At 63.5% G+C, this 23,371-nt stretch carries 22 protein-coding genes and 1 pseudogene; 12 read left to right on the top strand and 11 right to left on the bottom strand.

Annotation, left to right across the window (positions count from 1 at the left end; all coding sequences use genetic code 11):
- Nucleotides 1-426: 426 nt before the first annotated feature.
- Complete coding sequence (locus DAEP_RS0106605; RefSeq protein WP_036760489.1) at nucleotides 427-1,269, top strand: DUF6544 family protein; 843 nt, start codon at nucleotides 427-429, stop codon at nucleotides 1,267-1,269.
- 244 nt (nucleotides 1,270-1,513) lie between these two features.
- On the opposite strand, the gene DAEP_RS0106600 is transcribed toward DAEP_RS0106605, so the two are convergent.
- From DAEP_RS0106600 to DAEP_RS0106555, 8 genes are all read right to left on the bottom strand, one after another.
- Nucleotides 1,514-2,599, bottom strand: coding sequence for an alpha/beta fold hydrolase (locus tag DAEP_RS0106600; RefSeq protein ID WP_027244102.1), 1,086 nt, complete (start codon nucleotides 2,597-2,599; stop codon nucleotides 1,514-1,516).
- A 1-nt stretch (nucleotide 2,600) separates the two neighbouring features.
- On the bottom strand, nucleotides 2,601-4,013 hold the full coding sequence (locus DAEP_RS0106595) for an amidohydrolase family protein (protein ID WP_161787055.1): 1,413 nt from the start codon (nucleotides 4,011-4,013) through the stop codon (nucleotides 2,601-2,603).
- A gap of 153 nt (nucleotides 4,014-4,166) precedes the next feature.
- Nucleotides 4,167-5,132 carry an alpha/beta fold hydrolase gene (locus DAEP_RS22485; protein WP_084204404.1) on the bottom strand — a complete coding sequence of 322 codons (966 nt, stop codon included), beginning with the start codon at nucleotides 5,130-5,132 and terminating at the stop codon, nucleotides 4,167-4,169.
- 9 nt (nucleotides 5,133-5,141) lie between these two features.
- Entirely contained in the window at nucleotides 5,142-5,642 is a 501-nt protein-coding gene (locus tag DAEP_RS22480; protein ID WP_036761002.1) for a flavodoxin domain-containing protein, read from the bottom strand.
- A 122-nt stretch (nucleotides 5,643-5,764) separates the two neighbouring features.
- Nucleotides 5,765-6,856 carry an Acg family FMN-binding oxidoreductase gene (locus DAEP_RS0106575; protein WP_027244099.1) on the bottom strand — a complete coding sequence of 364 codons (1,092 nt, stop codon included), beginning with the start codon at nucleotides 6,854-6,856 and terminating at the stop codon, nucleotides 5,765-5,767.
- Between the two features lie 39 nt (nucleotides 6,857-6,895).
- Nucleotides 6,896-8,062, bottom strand: coding sequence for a serine hydrolase domain-containing protein (locus tag DAEP_RS0106570; protein WP_027244098.1), 1,167 nt, complete (start codon nucleotides 8,060-8,062; stop codon nucleotides 6,896-6,898).
- Nucleotides 8,059-8,892, bottom strand: a complete 834-nt coding sequence (locus tag DAEP_RS0106565) for a CPBP family intramembrane glutamic endopeptidase (RefSeq protein ID WP_027244097.1) — start codon at nucleotides 8,890-8,892, stop codon at nucleotides 8,059-8,061. The genes DAEP_RS0106570 and DAEP_RS0106565 overlap by 4 nt, the downstream gene beginning before the upstream one ends.
- A gap of 864 nt (nucleotides 8,893-9,756) precedes the next feature.
- Nucleotides 9,757-12,198 carry an alpha/beta fold hydrolase gene (locus DAEP_RS0106555; protein ID WP_027244095.1) on the bottom strand — a complete coding sequence of 814 codons (2,442 nt, stop codon included), beginning with the start codon at nucleotides 12,196-12,198 and terminating at the stop codon, nucleotides 9,757-9,759.
- Nucleotides 12,199-12,371: 173 nt separating this feature from the next.
- On the opposite strand from DAEP_RS0106555, the gene DAEP_RS0106550 reads away from it, so the two are divergent.
- The 7 genes from DAEP_RS0106550 to DAEP_RS24520 all read left to right on the top strand — a co-directional run bounded on the left by DAEP_RS0106550 (nucleotide 12,372) and on the right by DAEP_RS24520 (nucleotide 16,104).
- Nucleotides 12,372-12,710, top strand: a complete 339-nt coding sequence (locus DAEP_RS0106550; RefSeq protein WP_036760485.1) for a plastocyanin/azurin family copper-binding protein — start codon at nucleotides 12,372-12,374, stop codon at nucleotides 12,708-12,710.
- A 15-nt stretch (nucleotides 12,711-12,725) separates the two neighbouring features.
- Nucleotides 12,726-12,863, top strand: coding sequence for a hypothetical protein (locus tag DAEP_RS23930; protein ID WP_154665035.1), 138 nt, complete (start codon nucleotides 12,726-12,728; stop codon nucleotides 12,861-12,863).
- Nucleotides 12,864-12,880: 17 nt separating this feature from the next.
- Nucleotides 12,881-14,077, top strand: a complete 1,197-nt coding sequence (locus tag DAEP_RS0106540) for an ABC transporter substrate-binding protein (protein ID WP_027244093.1) — start codon at nucleotides 12,881-12,883, stop codon at nucleotides 14,075-14,077.
- Nucleotides 14,078-14,135: 58 nt separating this feature from the next.
- Nucleotides 14,136-14,696 (top strand): GNAT family N-acetyltransferase, encoded by a 561-nt coding sequence (locus DAEP_RS0106535; RefSeq protein WP_036760475.1) that lies wholly within the window; start codon nucleotides 14,136-14,138, stop codon nucleotides 14,694-14,696.
- A complete protein-coding gene (locus DAEP_RS24140; RefSeq protein ID WP_027244091.1) occupies nucleotides 14,696-15,295 on the top strand; it encodes a DUF5946 family protein in 600 nt (199 codons plus the stop codon). Before DAEP_RS0106535 ends, DAEP_RS24140 begins: the two co-directional genes overlap by 1 nt.
- Complete coding sequence (locus tag DAEP_RS24525; RefSeq protein ID WP_027244090.1) at nucleotides 15,292-15,576, top strand: pyridoxal-dependent decarboxylase; 285 nt, start codon at nucleotides 15,292-15,294, stop codon at nucleotides 15,574-15,576. The genes DAEP_RS24140 and DAEP_RS24525 overlap by 4 nt, the downstream gene beginning before the upstream one ends.
- A 66-nt stretch (nucleotides 15,577-15,642) precedes the next feature.
- The gene (locus DAEP_RS24520; protein ID WP_027244089.1) at nucleotides 15,643-16,104 is read left to right on the top strand and encodes a hypothetical protein; all 462 of its coding nucleotides are present in this window, start codon (nucleotides 15,643-15,645) and stop codon (nucleotides 16,102-16,104) included.
- A gap of 268 nt (nucleotides 16,105-16,372) precedes the next feature.
- On the opposite strand, the gene DAEP_RS0106515 is transcribed toward DAEP_RS24520, so the two are convergent.
- Complete coding sequence (locus DAEP_RS0106515; RefSeq protein ID WP_051337326.1) at nucleotides 16,373-17,563, bottom strand: MFS transporter; 1,191 nt, start codon at nucleotides 17,561-17,563, stop codon at nucleotides 16,373-16,375.
- Nucleotides 17,564-17,645: 82 nt separating this feature from the next.
- Here DAEP_RS0106515 and DAEP_RS22470 point away from each other — a divergent pair, with 82 nt between their 5' ends.
- Nucleotides 17,646-18,662, top strand: a complete 1,017-nt coding sequence (locus tag DAEP_RS22470) for a GlxA family transcriptional regulator (RefSeq protein ID WP_051337325.1) — start codon at nucleotides 17,646-17,648, stop codon at nucleotides 18,660-18,662.
- On the opposite strand, the gene DAEP_RS24350 is transcribed toward DAEP_RS22470, so the two are convergent.
- Nucleotides 18,587-19,279: a hypothetical protein gene (locus tag DAEP_RS24350; protein WP_027244087.1), complete on the bottom strand. Its 693-nt coding sequence runs from the start codon at nucleotides 19,277-19,279 to the stop codon at nucleotides 18,587-18,589. The two genes, DAEP_RS22470 and DAEP_RS24350, sit on opposite strands and share 76 nt — an antisense overlap.
- 486 nt (nucleotides 19,280-19,765) lie before the next feature.
- Nucleotides 19,766-20,023 carry a pyocin activator PrtN family protein gene (locus DAEP_RS0106500; protein ID WP_027244086.1) on the bottom strand — a complete coding sequence of 86 codons (258 nt, stop codon included), beginning with the start codon at nucleotides 20,021-20,023 and terminating at the stop codon, nucleotides 19,766-19,768.
- A 281-nt stretch (nucleotides 20,024-20,304) separates the two neighbouring features.
- Between DAEP_RS0106500 and DAEP_RS0106495 the strand changes: the two genes are divergently transcribed.
- The 3 genes and pseudogenes from DAEP_RS0106495 (at nucleotide 20,305) to DAEP_RS23925 (ending at nucleotide 23,336) form a co-directional block, all read left to right on the top strand.
- Complete coding sequence (locus tag DAEP_RS0106495) at nucleotides 20,305-21,498, top strand: hypothetical protein (protein ID WP_027244085.1); 1,194 nt, start codon at nucleotides 20,305-20,307, stop codon at nucleotides 21,496-21,498.
- 103 nt (nucleotides 21,499-21,601) lie between these two features.
- Nucleotides 21,602-22,568: pseudogene (locus DAEP_RS22465) on the top strand (IS5 family transposase).
- A gap of 402 nt (nucleotides 22,569-22,970) precedes the next feature.
- Nucleotides 22,971-23,336, top strand: coding sequence for a hypothetical protein (locus DAEP_RS23925; protein ID WP_154665032.1), 366 nt, complete (start codon nucleotides 22,971-22,973; stop codon nucleotides 23,334-23,336).
- The last annotated feature ends 35 nt before the right edge of the window (nucleotides 23,337-23,371 follow it).

Raw genomic sequence — 23,371 nt, 5'->3', positions numbered from 1 at the left:
AAACCGTGGGCCCGGATCGGCATGCACCTTCTCACGTGTCGATGTACAATCGGGTGTCGCCGAGAAACATTCGTCCAGACGAGCATGAACTCCGCTAGCGGGACCCAAACGTTCCGAGGACCGGTGGGGCCGCCACGGCATCCGGAACTGCCGCGGCAAGAATCTGGAACGACTGGCCAACGAAGAAGTCAAGCACGCAAAGAATTCGCGATCTCGTTTTTTTCTTCCTCGAGGTCTCATGGATATCGTGGACAATCGCGTATTAGCGGGGTTCGATTTTCCTGACTCGGATCAAGGTTTCTTCGGCCTGCACAGGGTAGGGAAGGGCTGATCGCACCCGCAGACGCATTTGAACTATCTGCGAAATCGACCTGACGGAGCTCTGAATCGCGCCGTCAATTTCTGATTAGACTGAAGAGGCTGGCTATGCGTGTCATTTTGATCCTCTTTCTCCTCGTCCTGTTTCTCGCGATCGCTGTTCTTGCACTCTGGCGTCAATCCGACCGGCGGGCCGACCGTGCCGAAATGGACCGGCTGATTGCGACCCAGCCGTCAGAGCCCGAGAGGTTCTCGCTGGACATGGTCGCCGATCTGCCCGAGCCTGCACGCCGCTTCTTCGCCTTCGCGATTGCCGAGGGTACGCCGCTCGCTACCGTCGCCTTCATCGAGATGGAGGGCCGCTTCGGGATGGGCGACAAGGCCGATCCCGGCTACTTGCCGATGCGCGCAGCCCAGGTTCTCGCCGCGCCCGAGGGGTTTGTCTGGGCGATGACCAGCGGGGGTGCGATGCGCATGGCCGGGTCGGACAGCGGAATCTGGACGCGGTTCTGGCTTTTCGGCCTCGCGCCGGTGGCTCGTTTCGGTGGCAACGCGGATCACGCGCGTTCCGCCTTCGGTCGCTACGTGGCAGAGGCGGCCTTCTGGACACCTGCGGCCGTTCTGCCCGGGCCGAACGTGATCTGGGAGCCGGTCTCCGAGAACGTCGCGCGCTTCACGATGCGGCAGGGCGAGCTGGAGCAATCGGTGGATGTGATCGTTGATGCGGACGGCCGACCGCAGCATGTCTCTTTCATGCGGTGGAGCGATGCGAACCCCGACAAGGTGCATCGCCTGCAACCCTTCGGCGGTTACTTGTCGGAATTCCGTGACTTCGGCGGATTCACTCTGCCTACCCATGTGGAGGCGGGCAACATGTTCGAAACCGATGACTATTTCCCATTCTTCATAGCCGACATCATCGACGTCAGGTTCCCGCAACTGGACCGATGACCGCTACCCTTCTGTTTGTCCAGATTGCGCTTCCCTTGGCTTCACTCTGCTGGCCGGTCTTTCTTCAGGTCGGCAGGCAGCTGGATTTGGGCATCTGCGGCATTCGGGGCCGTAGTCTCGGAATGACGCGGTCGGTCCCCACCAGGAATGGATGACCAGAATGGTCCCGCGGGTTTTGCATGTCAGCGCCGCTACTTCCATACTCTTTTCCTGGCTCGGTCGTCGAACGAATGGGACTTCCGCGTCAATTCCGCCGGACGTTGCGCATGACATCCCGCAGGAGTATTTCGATCGCACGTTCGGGTTCTCCGAACAGTGGGCTGTGCGCGGAGTTCTCGAACACGTAAAAGCGTTTAACAGGTGCCTCGATCCGGTCGAAATACGCGCGAGAAAGCTCCGGATTGGCGGTCAGGTCGTGGGCGCGGACAAAGAAGTAGACCGGCACCTCGAACTCGGTCAAACGTTCGCCGAGATCGTCCCGGATCAGATCGTCCCAGAAGAACGGCCGCGACCAGAGCTTGCCGCGCCAGATGTTGATCTTCTCGGTGATCGTATAGGCTCGGACCCGCAGCATGGGCAGGAATATGCCGGTGACGACCGAGTCCATGTCGTGCATATGCCTGGCACCGATCCCGTGCATTGCGGCATTCCTCAGCCGCAACCATTCGGGCGAGGTGCCCGCCTCCATGCTGACCTGGGCGGCCTCGAGCCTTGCCACCCTGCGCGTGTCACCACGCACCCGGTAGACTTCGATCATCGGGTCCCGGGCGATGATCTCGTAACGCAGCTGATGCGCGGTCTGGGTCATACCGACATAGGCGAGAATGCGGTCGGGCGCCTCTACCGCGACTTGGATGCCGAGATAGGCCCCCCAGGAGTGGCCGAGGAGAAGGATACGATCCTGCCCGAAGCGCGCGCGCAGATAGTCCGTCACCTCGATCGTGTCGGCGATCATCTGGTCGAGCGTCATTGTCTCGGGCGGGAAGTCGGTCGAGAACGACATGCCCGCGCCGCGCTGCTCCCACCAGACCGTGGTGAAATGGTCGGCCAGGCCCGTCGGATAGTCCTGCTCCATGAAGAACTCGACCATTCCGGGCCCGCCGTGGACGAACAGGAGCACCGGGTTCGACGGATCGGCGCTCTGGATGAACATGCCTTGGGGGATGCCGCCGATCTCGACCGTGACACGTTCGGAGAGGCTGCCGGGGATGAGCCGCCCTGCCGCGTCGCGCAACGGCGCCGGAACACCCGGGCTGACCGCCCAGAGCCAGGCGAGGCCGAAAGAAACCGCGGCCAAAAGGATGAACAGCGCGACACCCACGATGCGCACGCTACTCGCCGGCCGCGCGCAGGCCGGCCTCCATTTCGTCGAGCGCGGCGCGATCAAGGACGGTGCCGCCGGCGACCACCGCACGCGGGTGCCGCAACGTCGCTAGCCCGTCCAGCGGATTTGAGTCGAGCAGGACCAGGTCTGCCCGGCGACTCGGTGCGATTGTGCCGTCCTGGTCGGCGAGGCCGAAGAACCGGGGCGGGGCCACGGTGGCGGTGAAGAGCGCCTCGCGCGGGGTCAGACCTGCGGCGACGTAGATGTCGAGCTCGTCCAGCAGCGAGAAGCCATGGAACAGGTAGGGGTTGGCGAAAGAGGCGTCCGAAGAGGCAAGGATCGGCACGCCCGCCGCATGGGCCATCGCGAAGGTCTGCCGGTCGAGCGCGATACTGTCTCCAGCGAGCGCACGGACTTCGTCGGTCATCGCCTCCAGCCGGAAATCGGGTCGCCCCCAGGCCTCGCGAACCTCGGACGGGATCATTTGCATGCGTGGCGCGTCAGGTTCGGGCCAGTTGTCCGTGTAGAAATCGGCGACGACAAGCGTCGGGCTAACATGAATCCTCGCTTCGGCCATGCGCGTCAGCACCTCCGAGCAGAGGTCTGCATCCCACGTCTCCAGCACGATCCTGTTGCGCGCCGCCATGACACCGAAGATGGCGGCCTGATCGCCACCTGTGGCCATGACCGCACGCAGGTCGTCGAGCATCCGGGCCTCGTCGGTCGAACAGGCCATCGGAATGCGCCCGAAATGCTCCATCCCGTCCTGGTCCGCGTCGATTGCGGTGCCGAGCGCGACCCGTTCGGGGATATGGCCCACAAGTGGCAGGCCCGCATCCGCTGCGGCCTCGGCCAGCGCCATATAGATCGCCTCGTCCAGCATCGAATAGGATTTGACCGCCGCCCAACCCTCGGCGGCGATCCGGTCGACGACCGTGCGCGCCTCGGCGGGCGTGTCGGCGAGGAACATGCCGGGCCAGGACCCGGGGCTGGCATCGACCCAGGCGCCCGACAGGATCAGGCGCGGCCCCAGCACATCGCCCGCCTCGATCCGCGCCTGCAGCGCCAGTTGTTCGGTGATGGGCCAGAGCGCGCCCATGTCGCGGATGCCGGTGATCCCGTTGATAAGGTAGAGCGGCAGTGCGATGTCGGGTTCGGTGGGAGAGGAGAAAATGTGCACATGGCTGTCCCACAAACCTGGGATCAGGTATCCGCCCGCGCCGTCCAGCACCTCGGCACTGGGGGCCGACAAGTCTGGGCCGATCTCGGCGATCATCCCGTCGCGGATCAGGATTGACTGACCGGCTGCGAGCCGTCCGGTTTCAACGTCGACGATGGTAACATCGGTCAGCAGCGTATCGGCGGACGCAACGGCGCCCGCACAAAGCATGGCGGAAATCAACGCCGCGGGACGGATCATTCTGCGCATCATCTGTCTGACACCCTCCTCACCAGTTTGCCGTGATCCCAGTCTGTTTTTGCAGGGAATCGACGTCGGCCACCGCCATTGTCTTCGGGTCGCCGAGCTCAGTCAGGGATATTTGTGTGAATGGCATCTCGTCTCCTGTGCAGTTCAATTGTCTTGAACGGTCTGACGGATGAACGACGCAATCAAATCGGCCATGTCGTCGTCATGCCCCAACCAGATATGCCCGCCGGTTGGAAAGACCGTCAGCGCCGCGCCCGGCGTCCGTTCGGCCAAGCGGCGCGCGGTCGCGGCGGTGCCGAAAACGTCGTCCTCACAGGACAGGATGATCGTCGGCACGCTGATCCGGTCATACGCCGTGGGCGACGGCGTGCTGGCCCAAAACCCGTCGGTTCTGAGCCCGTCGATCTTCCGGCTGATGGGGAATATCTGGTCCAGAATGACATGGGCGCGTTGGCGCTCGTCGGCTGAAACGCTGTCCAGCAGCGCGGGATCGGTGGCCAGAAGCGTCCGGATCATCTGCCCCGGCGCCATACGCGACAGCGCCCAGAACGCGAAATCGGAGCCGAGTACCGCGCCTACGGCCAGCCGTTGCATTGTAGTGAACTCCACCGGGTCGCGGTTCATCAAATTGGCCGCCGGGACCAGGAGGCCCAGATGCGAACACCGGTCGGGATGGCGCAATGCGAATTCTGCCGCCGACAGCGCGCCCGCCGAGCCGCCCAGCACGGGGAGGCGCTCGATCCCGAGATGGTCGAGCAATTCGACCAGCACATCGGCCTGATGCATGGGCGAGGCATCGTCGGGAAAGGCGCTGCCGAGATAGCCGAAGCGTGAGGGTGCGATGATCCGGAACCCGCGTTCGCGCAGCTTTGCCGCGAACAAGAGCCCCCGATCGAAACCGCCGCCGGTGCCGTGGATCATCATCAGCGGCGGCCCGTTCCCGGCGACGGCGCATTCAAGCGCCCCGGCACTGCTGTCGATCACGCTTGCCTGCCCGAAGAGGCGCGACCCGGCCTGCCTCCGCGCCTCTCGAAACGCGCCCGCGGTAAACCCCGCTGCGGCAAGCGCCACCCCCGACAAGCCCAGAGGTACGCTGCGCCGGGTCGTCATCGTGACACCTCAGGCCAGTCGCGGCACGAGGTCGACGGCCCAGGCGTTGATCCGGTCCCAGTCGCGGCGATCCCCGACGGGGGATTTCACGAGCCGGATGGCGAGCTGGTCGAAAAGGGAAAGCCGCGCCGGGTCGATCTTGCCCTCGAAGAAGACCTCCTCCACCGGCTGCACTATCTCCCTAGCCTTCGCGGTGTATTTCGCGCGCTCGGCGATAGCCTCGGGCGTGTCCCCAAGTGCCAGCATGTGCATCGTGAAGAACGCGACGGGCCGTTCCGCCAGGCGCGCGCGGTGCGCGGCCAGGAAATCATGCATCTCGGGCAGCCACGCAGCGTATCGGACAGCGCTTCCCAGTACGACCGCTGCGTAGGCTTCGACATCCCGGACATCGGCAACCGGCAGAGCATCGGCGTCCATCCCGGCCGCGCAAAGACGCATGCCAATCGCCTCGGCGACCTCGGCGGTGGAGCCGGTGCGGGTGGCATAGGCGACGAGGATCATGCGTTCCATCGAAGGGTCTCCGGTACAGGTCGAGGCGATCAGATCAGGCGGAGGGCGCCGCGTCGCCAGCCAAGCCCCGAATCCCATGGCAGCGGCCACGCCCGCGGCCAAGAGGAACGTGCGGCGGCGCATCACACCAGAACCGCCTCGACCGGGCGCCTCAGCGACATCGGCAGCGCCGGGGCGCGCCCGAAGCGGATCACGAGGTTGGGGCGCATGCCGGGCAAGCCCAGCCAGCTGGCGAAGTCGGGGCGCACCGACAGAACCTCGACCGGCATGTTGAGGTGCGCATTTCGGATGCCGAGTGCGGTCGCCTGAAGCGAGAAGCGCTCGAAGCTGCGGCCGACCATGATCCAGTGTTCCGGGTCGTCGCGGTCTGCGACGAAGACGGCGATCCCGGCGGAGGTGTTGATGTGGGCGCGGTACTTCTCGTTCTCGGCATCCTTGGTGAAGAAGGACCGGAAAAGCCGAGAGCCGATGAAATCCGGGGCCACAGGGTTGCCCGAGCAGGCTGAGAAAAGCCCGTCGCCCATCTCGACAGCGCGGGAGGGGCTGAAGCGGAGCCAGTCCTGCAATTCCTGCACGAAGGCGGGGTCGTCCATCTGGGCGGTGTTGCCTGCGATGACGAAATCGAGGATCGCGTCGAGATCTGCACGTTCGGTAAAGAGCATCAGGTTGACGCCATCTTCGCGCGCCGCCGCCTCGAGCAGCTGCAGATCCTCGGTCGAGACCGGCTGCCCGTCGTAGACTGACCGCGTGGATTGCCTGAAGGGTATCGCTTCGTAGAGCGGGCCCTGCACGGCTGTCGAAGGAGACAGGGCGATGTCGATCTGCGCTTCCGCGCCCACCCAGATATCGACATCGGCCGCGCGGCCCTGCGCGGCCGCGGCGATCACGAGATTCTCCGCCGCGCATCCCAGGCTGACAAAGAGGTGGTGGTCGTCCGGATCGACGACTTCGGTGCGGCGGGTGAAGTCGGGAAGGATCGTCACGACGTCTTCGGCAAGCCGGAACGTCCACGGCTGGGTGTTGTGCCCGTTCGCCGCCAGTGTCGCCATGCGAACTAGGTCCCGCAGGTCGGCATCGTCGCCAAGAAGCCGCCGCTGCCGCTCGACCTCCTCGCGATACCCGTCCATGCGGGGCCAGAGGCCATAGCCCGCCGCTGCAAGCGCGGCGACTGAAGCGCCCGCGCCGACAACTGTCCGTCGTGAAATGCGTGCCATGTCAAATATCCTCCGACAAAGAGTGGGGACCTTCAGGTTTCATTGACCGGCATTCCCAATTGCAAGAGCGGCCAGCGCCGCTTCCAGCGCGGGCACCAGATCGGTGCTGTCGTCCGCAATCCCCACATCGCTGTTGATCTGGAAGGCGACCGTCACCCCGTGATCGGCGTAGTGCCGCAGGCTGGAGACATAGCCAGGGATCCAGCCGCCATGCCCGTAGACGGGACCGCGTGGCGTATCGGCATAGATCGCGACGCCGGCGCCATAGAGGATGCCCGGCGCGTCGGGGGAGACTGGGATGCCGTCGAGCAGCCGGTCGAGATAGGGCGCCTCTATCGCCGCACCCGCGAACAGCGCATGGCCCCAGGCGGCGAGATCGCGGGAGGTGGAGAGAAACCCGCCGCCGGTCCATTCCATGGCGGGGTCCCAAAGCAGACGACCCGAGACATCCGCCGTTCGCGGCGGCAACCCGAAGGGGTTGTCCTCGGCCACGTAGCCCACGGCGAGGCCTGGCAGGTCGGGCCGATCAGACGGCGCGGTGTCGTCAAGCCCCAGCGGATCCAGAAACCGCGTGTCCACGAGGTCATAAAAGCTGCGCCCGCTGACGTCCTCGATAACGAGGCCGAGGAGCAGGTACCCCGTATCCGTGTAGGCCCAGCCTGATCCGGCCGGAAACAGCGGCTCGGCATCCTGGACGAAGGCTAAGGCCTCCTCCGGTCCGATTGCCGCGCCGCCACCTGCCATGCGCGCGCCCATCTCGGTCTGGAAGGTCTCGAGGTGAACGTGGTCGGGCAAGCCCGATCCGTGGCGCAAGAGGTCGCGCACCGTAATCGTGGCATGGTTCGGAAGGCGCCCGAACCAGTCGCGGTCGCCAAGATGCCGCGCAACGGTATCGGTCGCCGAAAGCAGTCCCTCATCCTCAAGCATCAGCACGGTCATCGCCACGAAGGTCTTGCCGATGCTCGCCGCCAGCATTGGTGTGTCCGGAGTCATCGGCGCACCTGCCTCGCGATCCGCAAGACCGACGGCTGCCGTCACTACGGTGCCATCCGACAGCGCAATCGCTGCAGTTGCGCCGGGGAAGCCGTGGTCACCGTGAAACCCGGCCAGCAGGTCATGCAGACGGGTCTGGAGCGGATCGGCGGCAACAGGGGGCGCCACCGCAAGGGCCGCGGCGGCGACGACGGAAACGGCACCGCGCATCATGGCCGAAGCTCCCCTGGGATCACTTCCGTCACAGCGCCATCGCGCGAGAACATCTCGTTGCGCTTCCACCAGACGATGACTGCCGCCACAACGATGAGGATCCAGCTGTCCCACGGCTGCGCATCCGGCCAGAAGGGGTTGATGAGCTGCCAGTGGAAAAGCATTGGCAGCAGAAGGCTCCCGCGCGTTGCGTTGAAAATCGGCGTCACGAGAACCGCCAGAATGATGTTCCCGATCAGGAAGGGCAGGAAGCTCCAGTTCTCGTAAACCACGCCCGCAAGATAGAAGGCGGGCAGGTGCCAGACGCCCCAGGCCGTGCCGATCAGCGCCCCGGCCCACAAGGGGGCCATGTAGCGTTGCAGCAAGGGCTGCGCGACGCCGCGCCAGCCAAACTCTTCGACAGGCCCCAGAAACAGCATCATGACCATGAGGCCGACCATGGCGCCCGCGCCCTCGGGCGGGATTTGCGCCATGAGCGGACCGCCCTTGATTAGCGAACCGGCCATGAAGACAAGCGGAATGCCGACCAGGATGAACATCCACCACGGGGTCGGGCAGCGCCACAAAAGGAGCCGCGACAGGAACCGCTTCAGCCCGGAGATGCCGCCGTAGAGCAGCACCACCGAGAAGCCCGCGATGGCCGGAGCCCAGGTGGCGAGAAAGTAGAACGGATGAGACCCGCTGATCGCACCGAACTGGGCACTCATGGCGTCGGGCCAGAAGATGTAGCTGCCGATCACACCCCAGGTGATGGCGAAGGTCAGAACGAAGAATACAAAGACTGAAGTTGTGGGGAGACGTCTGTTTGGAAGATCTGATGCTGTGGTCATTCGAGCCACCTCACGGCATGGGGGATCTCACGATGACGCAGTCTCTCCCTTTTCCGATCCTTCTGAAATGTTCTGGATCAATCTTTCAGTCCTGTTTCTGGCCAAACCAATGGAACAGCGGGAACTTGCGTAGCGGAGGATCGGCCGGGTCCGCTAAATGCACCGCTAAGAACATCCTTTCAAACCCGCATAAGAACCGCCGATGGCCTGTCTTTGCACGGGGTAGGGTGGCGCGTTACGCATCGTGTGCGTATGGTGTGCAACACGGGTCCGTCCTAGGTTCTGGCGCGCCCGAGGAGATCGCTGAATGCCCTTGAACGCAGCCACCGAGGCAGCGCGCTTATCTTCTGCGCCTATGATGGATTGTAGCGAAATGTAAATGATTTCGGCGTTTTGCGCCATGCCCTGTGCAGTACATGTCCATGTTTCGATCTCATGATTTCGCACTGCGTCGCAGGCATTTCGGTTCGCCGTCAGGTAAGACCCAATGCGTCACGAGTGCGACGCACAAGAGAATAAGGGCTGTCGCCATGGCACCTAGCCGGTCGAGCGCGCGGTTCCGCGCCGGTGCAGCAGCATGCCAGAGCAGCAACACGCCGGGAAGCGCGATCTGCAAGAGTAATCGGTAGAGGGCCATGGCGGGTCGCCGGGCTGACCGTCTCCCTTTTCCGGGTTGAGAGAGGGACAGGCGGCTGAGTATCGGATGCGCCCGGGTTAACGCCCGCAATCCTGCAGGTCTTGTCGAACTCCTGAGGAGCTTCGGGTTTTCCCTCAGAAGGAGCGGATAGGCACTTATTGACCGTCGTGCCACAGCGCGCACTCTTAGAAAACCGGATCGGACCGGCGGCCAACAAGCGCTCTGGCTCAGGTGCCGTCGAGGAAATCCATCACCTTATCGAGCGTTTCACGCCAATGCGGTTCGGTCTGCGTGAGAATATGGTTGCTGGACGGTACCTCGAGAAACCGCGCCGCGGGGATGGCTTGTGCCACCGCCTTTCCGTGGTCCGATGGCACGGCTCGATCCCCGGAGGAATGCAATACCAAAGTCGGTATGTCGATCCGGGGGAGGAACGCGCGAAAATCGAAGTCCGCAATGGATTCGATGATCCGCACCGAAACATCCGCCCGGATGGTGTCGCGCAGATGTTCATAGAGCCAGCTGGTGTCGATGCCGGTCTTGTCCGGCAGGACGGCGTCCAGTGTGAGTTTCCGGAAAATCGGCTCTTCGGCGTCCCATCCAAGCCGCGCGATGGCCATGATGGCCTCGGTCCGCTCGGTCGTCTCGCCCCATTCCGGGTGGCGCCAGCCGGTCGATGTTGCACCATATAGTGCAAGCCGGCTGACGCGGTCCGGGTTGTGCTCCATGTAGTCGAGCGCCACTGCGCAGCCATGTGCCATGGCGAAGAGCGCAAAACGGTCCAGCTCGGCTGCTTTCGCGACCGTCTCGATATCGCGGGCGAGATCGCGCAGGGTCGTGCCGTCGATCTCGCGCTCCGACAGGCCCATGCCGCGATGGTCGAACTGGATCAGCGTGAAACGCTCGGCCAGCGCTTGCACGATGCGATTGCTGAGAGGATTGGCGTGCCCGCGTCCCAGGTGCCCGATCCAGCTGACCGATGCGATCAGGGGCGGCCCGGACCCGATGCGAGACCAGGCGATGCGGACCCCATCGGGTGCCGTGGCGTAGCGCACCGGATAGGGATCGTAGACCTCAGGTGGGGCGGCGGGGCCTCTTTCGGGCTTTCCGCTTCGCAAGCCCGCCTTTTTGAGCGCATCCGCGTAGGCGCGGCCCAGATCGGTCTTGAATGGCTGGCGCGCGACAGCGGCGGCAACGTCGTGATGCGGCAGAAGGCTCATGAGTGTCGCGGAGGCGCGCCGGGCTTCGACCAGCCGGCCCAGGCTCGCGAGAGACGCACATTTCATGCGGTGGCCGGACGGGTGGTTGGGGCTGAGCGCGATAAGGGCGCGGGCGGAGTCGAGCGCACCTTCGAAGTCGCCGAGGCCGAATTGCGAGATGCCCTTGCCCGTCAGCCACAATCCGCGCCGCCGGTCATTGGGGCTGAGCTGCATCGCCCTGTCGAAAGCGGTCAGTGCCTCCTCGTAGCGGCCGGAATAAGCAAGGACCCAGGACTGGCAGCCATAAGCCATGGCCGAGGCCGGATCGACGTCGATTGCCTTCCCCGCGCTCGCGACAGCAGCATCGAAACGGCGCAGGGAAAGCTCGCAGATCGCAAGGATCGACCAGGCCCAGCTGTCGTCGGGTGCAAGGGTCAGGGCCCTCTCCGCGTCGCGGGCGGCGGACGCCAGGGACAGCTCCGCACTCTCCGACCAGTCATATTTGTAATCCCACAGATGCGTCATCGCGAGACCTGCATGGATCCTTCCCGACCCCGGCTCGAGCGCCAGGGCGCGACGGAAATGCGATCGCGCTGCCGCGTTAGCGTCGCTGTCGGGGGCGGCGATCAGGTGCTGTCCCAGGACGAATTCCTGCCACGCGTTCCGGCTCTCGGGCGCGACGCGTTCGGCCTTGGCGCGTTCGGCTTCCAGGAGTTCGGGCTGGATCGTAGCCGTCACGATGGTGGAGACCTCGTCGAGAAGGCGAAAAAGGCCCTTGTATGACAGATCGTGGCGCGAGACGTGGATGTGCAGCGCGGGCTCGGTGTCGGTCAGTTGCAGGTGCAGGCGGATGTCATCGCCGTCGCGGAAGACGCCGCCTTCCACAAGATAGGTGGCGCCCAGTTCCCGGAAGGGATGGCGCGTCTCGGGCGGCAGTTCGAGGAACGTGCGCACGCGGTTCCGGGCGACCAGAGGGAACCACCGGGTCCGGGCGAGGGCCGCCATGACCTCTTCGGTCACGCCTTCGCCCAGGCCGTGCGCATCGCCGGTTTCGCCCACGATCTCGAAGGGCAGGACGACAATCGCGGGCGCGCCTTCGACACGCGGTCTTGCCGAAGCCTCGGCATCCTGCATGACCTCGCCGACGACTTCGGATCCTTTGCGTTCCTCGACCTCGGCGCGAAAGACGAACCCGCGGCCATAGCGCGTCGCTATGATGCGCTGTTCTTCGCCCGAGTCCCCGACCAGGCGCCTGGCATTTCGCACCAGCGTCGAGAGGGCCGCGTCGGACACGACCCGGTCGGGCCAGAAGGTTTCGTGCAGCATGTCCTTGGTCACAAGCTGCCCGCGATTTCGGATCATGTGAATCAGGAACTCCAGCGCCTGCGGCTCGGCCTCGACCAGCCCGTCGGGACCGGACAACTGGAACCGGTCCGTGTCGATCGTGAACTGTTCAAACCCGTAGATCATCGCGCGTCTTCGAAGCCCACCACGGCCGATATCCTCTTCGACCCCGAAAATATCAGAAACACCGACACATTGTTCAGATTTTACTCAGCGCTCTGCCAAGCTTCGCTGTCCCGACTGGGTTTATTCCGTTCTCGCGGCGTGCCGCAAGCTCAACCCACCAAGGAGTAACTATTATGAAGCGTATCATTGCCGGGCTTGCGGTCGCCACAAGCGCGGCCCTGCCGGTTCTTGCCGAAGAGCATCGCGTGACCATCCGGGGCATGGCCTTTGAGCCCGCCCTTCTGGAGGTCGCGGTGGGTGATACAGTGACCTTCGTCAGTACTGCACGCGTGCCCCACACGGCATCCGCGATTGTCCGAGGCCTCGATGCCGGACGGGAAGGTGCGGCGGCCTTCGACACGGGCCGAATCGAACCCGCCTCGTCGGTGAGCATCACCATCTTCCGAACCGGCGCCATCGACTACGTCTGCGAAGACCACCCGTCGATGCGGGGCCGGATCGTCGCGAACTGACGCCGGAGCCCGAACATGCAGAACCTCATGATCCTCTGGCGGGCGTGGTTTCTCGCGCCTCTTGCAGACACGCCCAAGCACGAGGCGCACCCACCCGAAAATCCCGCGCGAGAGCATCGAGCGGCCATCCTGGCCATCCTGGCCGACAAATAACGTGAAAAGGAAACGAAATGCTGAAACAATTGCTTGCAACCACCGCGGCACTGACGCTTGCGTCGGGGGCTGCCATCGCGGACAGCCATGGCGGAGCCGTGAAGATCGGTGTCCTGATGGGATTCACCGGTCCGGTCGAGTCGCTGACGCCTGACATGGCGGCCTCCGCCGAGCTTGCCTTCGATGAAGTCAACGCGTCGGGCCTGTTCCTGGGCGGTCGCCGGATCGAGGCCGTTCGCGGCGACAGCACCTGCGCCGATGCTTCCGCCGCCGTGGCGGCCGCGGAACGGCTGATCGGGGACGGCGTCGCGGCCATCCTTGGTGCCGCCTGCTCTGGGGCGACCGCGGCTGTAGCCATGAACGTGGCCGTGCCCAACGGGATGCTGGCCGTGTCGCCCTCGGCCACGAGCCCGGGCCTCAGCGACATCGAGGATCGGGGCCTGTTCTTCCGCACCGCACCCTCCGACGCCCGTCAGGGCGAGGTTCTGGCCGAACTGACCATCGCGCGCGGCATCGACGAAGTTGCCGTGACCTACACAAACAACGACTACGGTCAGGGCCTGGCCGATGCCTTCACGCGGGCCTTCGAGGCGCTCGGGGGACGCGTGACCGTGTCTGCCGCACATGAAGACGGACGCGGCGACTATACTGCCGAAGTCTCGACCCTCGCGGCCTCCGGCGCATCGGACCTGCTGGTGATCGGCTATGTGGACCAGGGCGGTCGCCAGATCATCCAGACGGCACTCGATCTTGGAGCGTTCGAACGGTTCATCCTGCCCGACGGGATGATCGGTGACACGCTTCTGGCCGATCTGGGCGATCAACTGGAAGGATCGTTCGGGTCCGTTCCAGGCTCGGACAGCGATGCCGCTGCGATCTTCGATGCGCTTGCGGCGGAGGCGCGGATCACTGGCATCGGTCCGTTCCGGGGCGAAAGCTACGACGCGGCGGCGCTGATCGCGCTGGCGATCCAGGCGGCGGGCTCTGCCGAGCGGGGCGCGATCGCCGCGCACATGGATCACGTCGCCAACGCGCCCGGCACGCCCATCGGCGTCGGGGACCTGGCCGAAGGCCTCCGCATTCTCTCGGAAGGCGGGGACATCGACTATGTCGGCGTGTCCAACGTCGAATTCGACGCGGGCGGCAACGCTTCGGGCACCTTCCGCGAAATCGAAATCACGGGCGCGGCCTTCGAGACCCGGCGCGTCTGGTAGGCCGACCGCCACGCGCCCCGTCGAGCCTATCGGCGGGGCGCTGCAAGGAAAACGTGACATGACATACCAATCAGCAATTCTCGACACACCAGTCATCGAAATCCGGCGCGCCACCCTGGCCGACCGTCCTGCCCTTGAAGACATGAAGGAGCGGTCGATTTCGGCGCTTCTCGATCCACTGATGACGCCCGAACAACGCACGGAGATGAGACGGATCACGCCCTTCGATCCGGTCCTGATCGAAGACGGCACCTACTACGTCGCGACCGTGGGCGGCTGGATCGCGGCCAGCGGTGGCTGGTCACGTCGCGCGGCATTGTTCAGTCCGACCGGGCAGGGCACGGGCGACGCCGCGTTGCTGGACCCGGAAACCGACGCTGCAGGCATTCGCGCGATGTACACGAACCCCGACTTCGCCCGCAAAGGCCTGGGCTCTCTTGTCCTGTCCACGGCGCTCGCCGCCGCGCGTCTTTCCGGGTTCCGGCGCGCACAGCTCCTGGCCACCGTGGCGGGCGAACGGCTCTACCGCGCGGCCGGGTGGCGCACCGAGGAGCAGGTCATGGTCGGGTCGGGAGACCGAGCCGTCGTGCCTGGTTATCGTATGCGGCGGGATATCTGATGAAGGCGTTCTACACACCGTTTCCACGGAGCCCCCAGCCGTCCAGCCAGTGCCCCGAGGATGGGGTTTTCCCCCGGCCATGGCGCAGGTCCCGCTATAGCAGGAGGCGTGCAGACACGGAGCGAACAAGTGTCTGCGAGGGATGCGCTGGTCGCTTTCCTGATATCGACGGACCGGTCCATGATACCCTCACCGTTTCTAAGGGCTGTTGGGCGCGGTTCGGACAGGCCCTCGCGCTGCACTACTCCGATCACCGCTTCTGGCCCGCGCATCAGCTCCTGACCGATTCCTACGTCCTCCAGCACAGCCGGGGCGACGACCGGCGCAGCCTCCGCTCGGCGCATGTGCATCTCGCCGCGCTCTATGCCCAGCTGTGTCTCGGCCAAACGGAGGCAAGGGTCATCGCCCTGCGCAGGGCGCTTTCGGAGTTTGATTTCAATTCACTTGGGCAACCATGGCCGACTCCGGGCCAATCGATCCTGGCCGTCGATCTCTCGTCGCCGGATCAACACCTGGCGACGGTCAAGGACTACGCCCGGCACGTGTTGGAGGATTGGCGAGCATTTCACGATCTCGCCGAAAGGCTTTGCACGGTGTGAGCACCGACCTGATCGAGCGTGTGCCATGCGACAGGCAGGGTGCGCTGAGGCTCGAATGCCTGCCGGATCTCGATCCGCGGACCATCGTCGTCGCGCAGGCCGGGAATGTGAATTCGGGGAGTTTCGATCCGATCGCCGCAATCTGCGCCCGGGCGCAGACCTCAGGTGCCTGGGTTCATGTGGACGGAGTCTTTGGCCTCTGGGCAGCGGCCTCCCGGTCCAGGCGACATCTGCTCGAAGGCTACGAAGCAGCAGACAGCTGGGTGGTCGACGGCCATTAATGGCTGAACACGAATTACGATTGCGGGCTTGCAATCTGCCGACATCCGACCGCCGTGCATGCGGCCATGGCGACCGAGGCTCCGTATCTCGAAACGGGGGGTGCTGCCTTGCCCAAAGACATGGTTCCGGAGTTTTCGCGGGCGGCGCGGGGGATCGAACTCTGGGCGGCGCTGCACTCTCTTGGCGGTGAGGGCATTGCTGCGTTGGCTGAGGAGTGTTGCGCGCATTCGAGGGCGTTTGCCGACGGTCTGGAAGCCCAGGGGGTTGAAGTCCTAAACGACGTTTGCCTCAATCAGGTCGTCGCCACCTTGCCAGGACACGAAAACCGGATGGCCGCGCTGGCGATCCGTGTGCAGCAATCCGGAGAGGCCTGGTTCGGACCGACGGCATGGCAGGGGCGCGAGGGGTTTCGCATCTCGGTTTCGTCGTGGGCGACGACCCAAGCGGATGTTCAGCGCACGTTGGCTGCCATCGCGACCGCGCTGACTGAAATCTGCGACGGGACTTATAGCTCCGTCATGAAATGAACCGCACGAAAGAAAGGGATTGCATCTGGGATAGCTTGAAAACCGAAGGAACACTTCCGGTCCAGCCGACGCGACGGCAGAGAACAATGCCTGCCGCAGGCTGTTTCAGCTCGGTATCGTCTGTTTCACGAACGCATCCGATGATCCGTTCTCCGAACACGGGCCGGGCTTCGGCGATACTTTTGTCAATAAACCAACCATGTCGATATGCCCCAACCAGGGGCCAGTTCGCTCCAGTCCCCAATCCATAGGCATATGTCCCCCTAGCTCAACCTGCTGCGTGCGCAGATGAGCGGATGGAAAGCAGTGCCAGGGCTGCAACCGCGATGACCGGAAACGACGCCATGGCAAGAAAGGTCCAGCCGGGTCCGGTCACGATGGCCCCCGCGGCAAGTGTGCAGATCGTGGCGGCGAGCGCGACGATCGTGTCGTTCGCGCCCTGGACCAGCGCCCGGTCACCAGATTCCACCCGTTCGGCCAGCATGGCGGTGGCACCGATGAAGCCGAAGTTCCAACCTGTGCCCAGGACGATCAGCGAGACGTAGAAATGCGGTCCGCTGAGGCCTGCGGCTGCCACGAGCGCGGCGATGGCGAGCAGGATCAAACCCGAGGCCACGACGGCCGTCGCCCCGATCCGCTTGATCACGAAGCCGGTCAGGAAGCTCGGAGCAAACATCGCAACGACGTGCCAGCGGATCACGTCGCCTGCCGTGGCTTCGGAAAACCCACACCCGATCATCGCAAGCGGCGTGGGCGCCATCATGAAGACCATGACACCTTGCGAGACAGCTCCCATCGCGATGGCGATCGCGATTCCCGGCTGTCGAAGGAGTGCGAGGGCCTGGAGGCTCGATCTGCCTCGCGCAGGCGCGATAGGCCGCGATGGACGAACGAAGGCCAGCGGCAGCAATCCGGCCAAGCTAATGCCACAGATCGCGAGGTATGCCCCCGCGAGAGGGATCGGCGCGAGGGCGTCCTTGGTCCAGATGAACAGCTGCGGTCCCACAAAGGCCGCAACCAACCCCGAGGTCAGCATGAGCGAGATCGCGACGGGGCTCCAGGCGGGGGGAACAACCTCCGCTGCGGCGAAGCGGAAATACTGGAAGCAGGCGAGCGCCGCGCCGAGGGCCGCATGTCCTGCGCAGAGCGCGGCAAAGCTGTCTTCCGCGAGGGCCCAGGCGCAGGCAATCCCGCCCGCCGCCGCCAGCAGACCTCCTGCGCAAAACCCTGCGCGGCGTCCGGCCCGCCCCATGAAGATCGAGAACGGGCCCGCCGCCACCAGACCCGCAAAGACCTGCACGGATGCAGGAAATGTCGTCAGCGCGGGACTTGGCGACAGGAACAGCCCGGCCAGCCCGCCCAGGATGATGAGCATAGGCATCGCCGATGACAGAATCGTGCTGGCTGTGAGCAGTCCGAGATAGGCACTCGCCCCTGTTGTGACCCGCGCGTCGTCCATGAGTGTTCACACTTGTCCTGTTGACATAGCGTCGTTGTAGCCGCCATTAATTGTTGTCCGATATGTCAAAAAGGTATCAATTTTGGACAAGAGGCCGAATGCAAGAACAATCGATGTTCTGATCTTCGACGGCATCAATCTGCTTGACGTCGCAGGGCCGGTGCAGGCCTTCGACACTGCACGCTTCCGCGGTGAGCGGGTCTATCGCCACCGCTATGTGTCACCCGATGGCCGCCCCGTGGCGGCGAGCTGCGGTCTGACCCTGCAGCCGGAGGATGCGCTCTCAGCGGCCTCGAAATCGAGCGACCTCCTTATTCCCGGGGGCTTGGGCGTCGACCTGGTCGCAAGAGACGCGACAGTGTTGGCGACGGTCCGGTCCTGGGCCGCCAAGACTGAGAACGCGCGCCTGATTTCGATATGCTCCGGAGCCCTGATCCTGGCGGCTGCCGGTGTATTGGATGGACAAACGGCGACAACGCATTGGTCGCGCAAGCCCGATACGGAACGCCATCCTGACGTCCAATGGGATCTTGACCGGATCTGTACCGCCGGAGCGGGCATTTACACGTCGGCAGGTGTGACGACGGGCATCGACCTGGCCTTGTCCATCATCCGCGCCGATTGCGGCAACGCCTCGGCGCTCGCCGTGGCGCGGGAACTCGTGGTCCAGCTCCGCCGGACAGGCGGACAAAGCCAATATGCCATGCATCTTGCAGGACAGTTCCAGCCGGAAGATGCACTGGCCAGACTGATCGAGACCGTGATCTCCGACCCTTGCCGAGACTGGACCATGGAGCGGCTGGCGGACGCTGCGGGTATGAACTCACGCACCCTTGCCCGGCGGTTCAGTGCCTCAATGGACACCACGCCAGCTCGCTTCGTCGAGCGGGTTCGCGTGGACCACGCTCGCGGACTGCTTGCGGACAGTCTGCCTCTCAAGCGCGTGGCTGCAGAGGCGGGTTTCCGAGACTACCAGAGAATGCGACGCGCGTTCCGGCGACAAGTGGGCGTCGATCCTGCGGACTATGCCCGGACGTTCGGATATCGTGCGCTCGGGACGAACGGCGGCACTGAACATTCTTTTGACTCTAACAGCTGATCTCGACATTCCGCGACCGCGAACTTCACGATCCGTGCCATCGGCAGGGTCAGGCGTTCGTTGTCATCGAAGCAACGGAAGAGGCGGTTCAACTCATCCGTGGTGGGGCGACGATCCCGCTCTGTGCCCTTGCCGATCAGCCCGAGACGCTTGAGCGCGACGCGCGCCAGATCAACGGGTTCCGGAGAAATGTGGAGGCCGTGAACGGCTGCCGCGTGGGTGATGATCATCTTGATCACCCCGATATCGATCCCCAGAGTCACCGGACCCGCGCCTTGCTCGGCGCGCATCTTGCCGTAGTCGATCAGCTTTTGCCGGTCGAGGTGCCCGATCTTCTCCTTGCCGAGATCGCGCTTGAGCGTTGCGGCCTTGCTGCGACGCGGCGGTTTCCCTACCTCGCACATATCGGTTATATGAAGGTCGATGAGGTGGCCAAAGGTCTGGAGGCGGGAAACGGACGCGCTTGTAGGCGCCAGCCCCTGATCGACCCGGGGCTCCGCCTGGCGGGCCCAACGGTGGGTGTCGTCGCGGCGGAGGAACGTCTCGCTCGCGTAGCGGCCCTTTCGTCTGATCTGGACCCGGTATGCACCGGAGGGGAGCTTGGTGATGGAGGCCATTTTCGTGTGCGCTGTGTGTGCAATGAGTCGTCGTAGAGGGGCAAATTCGGGGATATTGGGGCGTATTCCAGCGTAGCAGTATCCACCGCCAACAGTTTGAAGATACACAAAAAATGCAGACAAATCAACACGCTAGATTGTCCGCGGCCCCTATGATGGACTGGACAGACAGTTTGAAAAGGCTGTGATTTTTCAATTTTCTAGGGACGTGTTGTATTCCGTGTTGTAAATCATGTTGTAAGTCCGTCCCGCCTAGGCATCAGAAAAACAGGCTAGAATCCGGACAGTTGGTCGCCAGATGCCCCGGTTTTTCCACTGAATTTCAATAGACTGCGTGCAGGTTGGGTGACCATAATTCAATTTTGCGCCGAAAAGGCGCCAGCCTGCCTGATCTGCCGGTTCGATGCCGTGAAGAAACCCCAGGTGGATCACGCACAACGGGTCCTATTGACTCAGCATGGGCCTAGTCTCAGGAGGCGAAGGTCACTACTTGAAGGCGTCCCGCTCGTTCAGAGCAACCTCGCGACGCTTGTCGAGATAGGTGGCGAGATCCGAGAGGTGGACGCCCTTCGCGCTTTTCTGACTGCGCTCGGATCGCACCAGCGGCAGATCGATTTCACCTGAACTGACCTTTCTGAGAAACTTCGGCAGTGTCAGGTGGGAAAAGTAGTCCTTGCAGACCGTATCGACCGGTACAACCGCGCGGCCATCATACTGAGCCATAAGGAGAAAAAGCGTGTTCATCGGTCAGTTCGGTGTTTTTTCTACTCCGCATCCTGACCTCAGCTGTGTTGTCCATCAATGCGAGCGATAGGCAGCGTTTGGTGGGCCAAGAGACCCTGGTCGTGAAAAGGGCGGTTCGCGGCGGCGCAGGGTGGCGTAAAAATGGGACGGAATGCGATCAAATCGGCGGAACCTCCTGCGGACTTTCAACGGGTTCCAAAGAGTTAGAGGCGGGCTGGGAGGGCCGTGACGGGTTGAAGGCTGGAGGACGGGCCTCCGGCGCCTGTTGCGGAGGTTTTCCAATGAACACCGAAATGATCGATGCCGGGCGCGATATCAGCGGTGGCTACAAGGTGGATGTGTCGCGCGGCGAGAACGTGGACCGCGTGTCCTCGGAGTGGTTCGCGCGGCCGGATGACGAGCGACATCTGTCGCTCGACGACCTTTTCGCCTCGGTCAAGGGCCGGGCGGAGCGGAGCCGGACGCGCACGGTGGAGAGTGCAGCGATCCGGGTCGAGGTGCATCGCGACGACCCGGAGAAGCTCGGGCTCATCCTGCCGGGCACGGATGAAGCCGTCGCGCCGACGCATTGGAGCTTCGGCCAGCTCTCGAGCCTCGTCGGTGCGCCCGCGGCCTATCTGCGGCAGCTTCCCGCGCCGCTGGCGGGGATCAACCTGCAGAACGGCCTGACCAACCACCGGGCCGAGCAGATCAAGACCATGGAAGTTGCGGGTGGCCGCACGGAGTTGCGCGCCGTCACCGGCCCTGACTACGGCCGCATCTACGACCACGAACTGGTCTCCGCCGTGCAGCGCATCGCGGGCAACGGCACGGGTGACACGCGCTGGAAGGTGCCGGGCGTGCTCGACTGGTCGACGGGCATCTACAATCCGCGCGTGGACGTGACGAAGGAAACGACGACGCTCTACGCCTCCGACCGCGACGTGTTCCTGTTCCTCGTCGATGACCTCAACCCGATCGAGGCGGGGCTGCTGCCCGACGGCTCGCCCGACCTCTATTTCCGGGGGTTCTATTGCTGGAATTCCGAGGTAGGTGCCAAGACGCTCGGCATCGCGAGCTTCTACCTGCGCGCGGTCTGCCAGAACCGCAACCTCTGGGGCGTCGAGGACTTCCAGGAGATCACGATCCGGCACTCGAAATACGCCGCCTCGCGCTTTGCCCACGAGGCCGCTCCGGCGCTGAGCCGCTTCGCCGTCTCCTCGCCCGCGCCCTTCATCGACGGCATCCGCGCCGCGCGGGAGAAGATCGTCGCGCGGTCCGACGAGGACCGTCAGGATTTCCTCAGGAAGCGCGGGTTCTCGAAGGCGGAGACGGGGCGGATCGTCGAGACAGTGCTGGCCGAGGAAGGCCGCCCGCCGGAGAGCGTCTTCGACTTCGTCCAGGGCGTCACCGCGGTGGCCCGGTCGAAGCCGCAGCAGGATGCGCGGCTGGTGTTGGAGGGCAAGGCGAAGAGGTTGTTGGAGAAGTTGGTATAGACAGAAGACCAATTGGGTTTATCGCCGCCCAAAGGCTTTTCAAAGGCCTTGTTGCACAAATCGGGTGAGGGATTCACTGCGTGAATCCAGTATGGTAGCTGGGATGCATGAGCAGTTGGGCCCCTACAAGACCACGAACTGGTCGTCTTACAATGAAGCACTGAAGCAACGCGGATCTCTGACCATCTGGTTTGATCCGAGGATGATCTGGACGCCGCCGCCGACTGGCAAGCGAGGTCGCCGGTGCCAATTCAGCGACGCCGCGATCCAAACCTGTCTAACCCTGAAAGTACTGTTCGGCATGCCACTGAGGCAGACGACGGGCTTCGTGCAAAGCCTTCTGCGGCTGGTCGGTCTGGACTGGGCCGTGCCGGACTTCAGTACACTGTGTCGCTGCCAACGAAAGCTGAACGTGGCTATCCCGTACCGTGGCGGCGTGGGTCCGCTGAATCTGCTGATCGACAGCACCGGCATCAAGGCCGAGGGTGAGGGCGAGTGGAACGCCCGTAAGCCCCCTCTCGCACATGCCATGCATGTGCTGCCGGGCAGCGGGTGGCCCCAGGCGGCGCATTTGGCGCAAGATACACATCGGCATCGATGAGGAAACGCTGGAGGTTCGGGCCGTCGAAGTCACCGGAAGCAACATCGGTGATGCGCCCATTCTGCCTGATCTCATTGACCAAATCCCAGCAGACGAAGAGATCGGTTCCGTGACCGCCGACGGGGCCTACGACACTCGCAAATGCCACGAGGCGATCGCCGCCCGTGGCGCCACCGCTGTTATCCCGCCCCGCAAGAATGCCACGCCCTGGAAGCCAACGAGCCCGGGCGCAGCGGCACGAAACGAAGTCCTGCGCGCATCAAAGTATCTCGGCCGCGCCATCTGGCGACGGTGGAGCGGATATCACCGCCGGAGCCGGGTCGAGTCAAAGATGAACTGCATCAAGCTGCTCGGCCAATCCCTGATGGCAAAAGACTTCGAACGCCAGGTCGCCGAACTGCAAGTTCGCATCGCCGTTCTGAACGGCTACACCGCTCTCGGTATACCTGTCACAGTGCCCGTAGAGTAAATCCGTCCGGGGAAAGGGGCCCTGCGGTCAGACCCGGATTTGTGCAACAGCGCCACTGTGTGGTGAAAGAAGTGCGTTGAACGCCAGTTTTTCAGTCATTTCGCAACCAAGGCGGTTTTCCCTGAAGGGGGACGGTAGATGTCGCGCACGTACCTCCTCACAACTCAGATTGCCGTGTAACTCAGCAACTTGGAGCGCAACGCACGCAAGCGGATCGGGCATCATTCGCGCTGGATCCAAAACCATTGGTCCGAAACAATAACCAGCGCAGCGAGGGAACTCGAGTGGCCGGTGAGCAGACACTTGTGGCACTCATGGTGACTTGATTTTTTGAAACTTTTGCGCTTCGATAAACCGATGTCATGCAATCTTAAGCGGCTACTCTGCTGTACGACGTTACCATTGATCGCCTGGGCTGCAGCATTCGGCCCGGCGACAGCTCAGCAAGCTGAGCCTTTGATCGAGACCTTCGATGGCGGATGGCGTTCCGGAGACCGTGCCGTGACGTGCGACTACCGAGATCAAGCGTATCGACTCGAAGTTGAAAACGATGAAGCGCGTCTGTTGGTCGACGACGAATTTCAGTCTCCGCTACATATTCGCTTGTCGCCTGGCGGCGTGCTTTATGTGTACGGAGATGAAGAAAGCGGAATTCAAGGCGTTGCTCTTGATTTCGTCAATAATGAAATGGTGGCCCGCGACTTTGTACCGGGTGAAAGTGAATCCAACCCTTACTCAGACCGGATAAGGTGCAACGTAGTTAATTAGGAAACAAATAGGAATACAGAATAGTATTCGGGCGA

Source organism: Leisingera daeponensis DSM 23529 (assembly GCF_000473145.1).
GTDB lineage: Bacteria > Pseudomonadota > Alphaproteobacteria > Rhodobacterales > Rhodobacteraceae > Leisingera > Leisingera daeponensis.
The sequence above is the reverse complement of the archived record's forward strand: the minus strand, read 5'-3'. Positions and strand labels throughout refer to the sequence as shown.

What these genes read in the sequence shown, in the direction of transcription:
- DAEP_RS0106605 (WP_036760489.1), top strand. Translation starts at nt 427, where the DNA reads ATGCGTGTCATTTTGATCCTCTTTCTCCTCGTCCTGTTTCTCGCGATC.
- DAEP_RS0106595 (WP_161787055.1), bottom strand. Translation starts at nt 4,013, where the DNA reads ATGATCCGTCCCGCGGCGTTGATTTCCGCCATGCTTTGTGCGGGCGCC.
- DAEP_RS22485 (WP_084204404.1), bottom strand. Translation starts at nt 5,132, where the DNA reads ATGACGACCCGGCGCAGCGTACCTCTGGGCTTGTCGGGGGTGGCGCTT.
- DAEP_RS22480 (WP_036761002.1), bottom strand. Translation starts at nt 5,642, where the DNA reads ATGGAACGCATGATCCTCGTCGCCTATGCCACCCGCACCGGCTCCACC.
- DAEP_RS0106575 (WP_027244099.1), bottom strand. Translation starts at nt 6,856, where the DNA reads ATGGCACGCATTTCACGACGGACAGTTGTCGGCGCGGGCGCTTCAGTC.
- DAEP_RS0106570 (WP_027244098.1), bottom strand. Translation starts at nt 8,062, where the DNA reads ATGATGCGCGGTGCCGTTTCCGTCGTCGCCGCCGCGGCCCTTGCGGTG.
- DAEP_RS0106565 (WP_027244097.1), bottom strand. Translation starts at nt 8,892, where the DNA reads ATGACCACAGCATCAGATCTTCCAAACAGACGTCTCCCCACAACTTCA.
- DAEP_RS0106555 (WP_027244095.1), bottom strand. Translation starts at nt 12,198, where the DNA reads ATGATCTACGGGTTTGAACAGTTCACGATCGACACGGACCGGTTCCAG.
- DAEP_RS0106550 (WP_036760485.1), top strand. Translation starts at nt 12,372, where the DNA reads ATGAAGCGTATCATTGCCGGGCTTGCGGTCGCCACAAGCGCGGCCCTG.
- DAEP_RS23930 (WP_154665035.1), top strand. Translation starts at nt 12,726, where the DNA reads ATGCAGAACCTCATGATCCTCTGGCGGGCGTGGTTTCTCGCGCCTCTT.
- DAEP_RS0106540 (WP_027244093.1), top strand. Translation starts at nt 12,881, where the DNA reads ATGCTGAAACAATTGCTTGCAACCACCGCGGCACTGACGCTTGCGTCG.
- DAEP_RS0106535 (WP_036760475.1), top strand. Translation starts at nt 14,136, where the DNA reads ATGACATACCAATCAGCAATTCTCGACACACCAGTCATCGAAATCCGG.
- DAEP_RS24140 (WP_027244091.1), top strand. Translation starts at nt 14,696, where the DNA reads ATGAAGGCGTTCTACACACCGTTTCCACGGAGCCCCCAGCCGTCCAGC.
- DAEP_RS24520 (WP_027244089.1), top strand. Translation starts at nt 15,643, where the DNA reads ATGGCGACCGAGGCTCCGTATCTCGAAACGGGGGGTGCTGCCTTGCCC.
- DAEP_RS0106515 (WP_051337326.1), bottom strand. Translation starts at nt 17,563, where the DNA reads ATGGACGACGCGCGGGTCACAACAGGGGCGAGTGCCTATCTCGGACTG.
- DAEP_RS24350 (WP_027244087.1), bottom strand. Translation starts at nt 19,279, where the DNA reads ATGGCCTCCATCACCAAGCTCCCCTCCGGTGCATACCGGGTCCAGATC.
- DAEP_RS0106500 (WP_027244086.1), bottom strand. Translation starts at nt 20,023, where the DNA reads ATGAACACGCTTTTTCTCCTTATGGCTCAGTATGATGGCCGCGCGGTT.
- DAEP_RS0106495 (WP_027244085.1), top strand. Translation starts at nt 20,305, where the DNA reads ATGAACACCGAAATGATCGATGCCGGGCGCGATATCAGCGGTGGCTAC.